This is a genomic window from Mycobacterium sp. UM_Kg27 (genome assembly GCF_000972905.1).
Classification (GTDB): Bacteria; Actinomycetota; Actinomycetes; order Mycobacteriales; family Mycobacteriaceae; genus Mycobacterium.
Map to the genome: position 1 here is coordinate 1 of NZ_JRMM01000230.1, position 3,180 is coordinate 3,180.

Genomic DNA, 3,180 nt, shown 5'->3' on the forward strand with positions numbered 1-3,180 from the left:
CGTTGCCGCCGACACCGCCGACACCATGGGTCCCGGTGGTAGCGCCGGTTCCGCCGACACCGCCATTGCCGCCCACACCGCCGTTGCCGCCCGACGTGCCCGCGGCCGCACCGTCGGCGAGCGCGTCATACCCGCGACCACCCTGGGCGCCGTCACCACCGTTACCGCCGCCGCCTTCGGCAGCGCGCGTGACGCCGTCGGCCTCTAGGCCGCCCTTGCCACCGTTACCGCCCGCGCCACCGTTGCCGCCGGCCGCGCCATCGGGCGACGACGCGCTGCCGTCAGCACCGGCGTAACCCGCGCCACCGTTACCACCCTGGCCACCGCTACCAGCGGTACCGCCGGTGCCGTTGGCCGCCTGCCCGCCGGCACCCTGGCCGCCGGCACCGCCCTGGCCCGCGTTGCCCCCGGCACCACCGGCCTGGCCGGCGAACCCGTCCACGTGGGAGGCGTCGCCGTCCGCACCGTCGGCCCCGTCGTGGCCGTCGCCGCCGATACCGCCATCACCACCGGCCGCGCCGACACCCTGGTCACCTTCGGTGCCCGCGGCACCCGCAGCGGCGAACCAGCCGCCGGCACCACCGGCCCCGGCCTTGCCCGCGGCGCCACCGTTACCACCGGCACCACCGTTGCCGCCGCTGATCGCGTCGACGCTGCCCGCGGTGCCGTCCTCGCCGTCAGCACCGTCGCCACCGGCGCCACCGGCGGCACCGGTGCCACCGGATCCGCCTTTACCGCCCGTACCGAACAGGAGCGAGCCCTTACCGCCGGCACCACCGTTACCGCCGGCGCCACCGTTCTGACCCGCGCCACCATCGGCGCCGGCCAAGATGCCCGCCAATCCCGCTGCGCCGACCGCACCGTCACCACCGGCACCGCCAGCCCCAGCGGTGCTGAACATTCCCCACAGCGCCGCGTCGCCACCGACGCCACCGGCACCACCGTCGCCACCCGCGGTGACCGCGCTGCCGCCATCACCACCATCACCGCCGTGGCTGAACCACGCGAACCAGCCGGCGGCCCCACCATCGCCACCGGCACCGGTGCCGAACCCGTCGCCGCCGTCACCGCCGTTGCCGCCAAACAGGCCGCCCTGGCCGCCCGCGCCGCCGTCGTAGATGCCACCGGTCCCATCGGCGTCCCATCCCGCGCCGCCGCTGCCGTAGATCCAGCCGCCGGCGCCGCCGTCGGGGTTGGCAGCAGTACCGTCAGCGCCGTTTCCGAACGGCATCAGCCAGTTGATCTCACCCCAGTTGAAGGAGGCGTCCGCTGCGCCGGGCCAGCTGAAATCAACCGCTCCGAAACCGCTGAGGTTCAGGTCAGCCAGCACCGCATCCCAGGTGGCGGTGTCGCTCCAAGAATCGAACACCCCGTCCCAGCTGGCCGAGTCCAAAACGACGCCCCACGCCGCCTGGTCACCCCAGTTGACGCTGAGGTCCGCGACGGCCGTGCCCAAGTCCTGACCGAACAGCTCCACCCACACGTCTTCGATGTCGGCGTGCGCGGTAGGCGCCGCAGCCAGCGGCCCCAACCCGAAGGCGAGAAACGCGCTCACCGCCGTGCCGGAGCCCAACGCGCGGCTGCCGCGACGACGATTCTTGTGAACGCTCGGACGGTAGCGCGACATGGCACGTGCCCCTTAGCTGCAGATATTGACGGCGATGGCATTTCTAATGGGGGGGTAGGTTAACAGGGGAAATTTCTTAGTCAACCCCTATTTCTGTGTCGATCCCGTAAGACCGCGACAACGCGTGTTTTCAGCGCCTTGAGCTGGGCTTTACTGAAATCTGAGAAGTAGGTAGTTAACGTCAAAACCTAGATTCACAGCTCTTGTATATCATTTAGTTCCGTCTCAGATTAGGTAAGAATGCCTAGGCAATGTTTGCCAGGGCGGACACGCCGGGACGCCCACCGTGCCCAGGCTCCAACGCCAGCACGGCCCGGTCGGGTGACCGGGCCGTGCTGGGTTTCGTGAGGGTTGGGTTACGGCTTGTCGACGCCGTCGGGAAGGTTGACGGTGCTTCCGTCGGTGTGCTGGTTGGCGCCGCTGATGATGTCGGCGGAGCCCCCGGCGCCGGGAGACTCAGGGCCACTGTTGTTGACGCCCGTACCGTCGCCGCCGCTACCGGCCGTCACGCTCCCGTTGGTCCAGGAGCTGCCCGCGGGGTCCCCGGCAGCGTTGTTCGCACCGACATTGACATATCCGCCGTCACCGCCCACACCACCGACACCGATCCCGTCCCCGCCGGTGCCGCCGACGACCGTGACACCGGTGGCCTTGGCGTCGGTGCCCAGCGCGGTGATCTGCGAGATCCCGTTGTAGCTGATGCCACCACCCTTGCCGCCGTCGATGCCGGCACCGCCGGTACCACCGGTGGCCGACCCACTGGCCTCAGCACCGGTACCGGTGGCCCCGATGCTGCCGCTGGTTCCGTTACCGCCAACGGAGTTCAGGCCCGTTGCAGCGCCGCCATCGCCACCGATCACAGTGCCGTGGGCCAAACCACCTTCGGCCGCGACGTAATTACGCCCGCCCCAGATGTTGGCACCACCGGCGTTACCGCCCACGGCACCGATCCCGTCGGCCGATCCACCGGTACCACCGGTCGTCTGGCCGTAGACGGTGGCGTTATGTTGCCCGTCGAGCAGCGCGCTGCCGCCCTTGCCTCCGGTACCCCCGTTGTCACCGTCACCACCGGCACCGCCGGTCACAGAGCTCGAAGCACCGCCGTGGTCCGCGTCAGCGACGACCTTGCCGCCGTTGGACGCGGTGACGGTGGCACTGCCCCCCACCCCGCCGGTGCTGCCGACGCCGTCACCAGCACCTCCGTTGCCGCCGGTAGCCACCACGTCAGTGACGGTGCCGCCGCTCGCGGCGGTAACGGTGGCCGCACCACCACCACCGCCGGCACCGCCGTCGGTGCCCTCACCGGCCTTGCCGCCAATCGCGGAACTGTTGGTGATCGTGCTGCCGGTACCGATAGCGGTCATCGTCGCCGCACCGCCGGCAGCGGTGTCACTGGCATCGCCGCCGGTGACCGTGCTGCCGGTGATGACCCCACCACCGCTGACCGTGGCCGTGGCCGCACCACCGGCGAAGTTGGCGGTGTTCAACCCGCTGGTGATGGTGGTGTCGGTGATGCTGCTGCCCGCGCCATCGACGGTCAGTGAGTTGTTGGC

At 70.5% G+C, this 3,180-nt stretch carries 1 protein-coding gene and 1 pseudogene; both read right to left on the minus strand.

The window, feature by feature from the left end:
* Positions 1–1,627, minus strand: a 1,627-nt coding sequence (locus tag LI94_RS25160; protein ID WP_343252085.1) for a PGRS repeat-containing protein, incomplete at its 3' end; no start/stop codon positions are given.
* A gap of 356 nt (positions 1,628–1,983) precedes the next feature.
* Positions 1,984–3,180 (minus strand): annotated as a pseudogene (locus LI94_RS25005) (hypothetical protein); the annotation flags it as partial.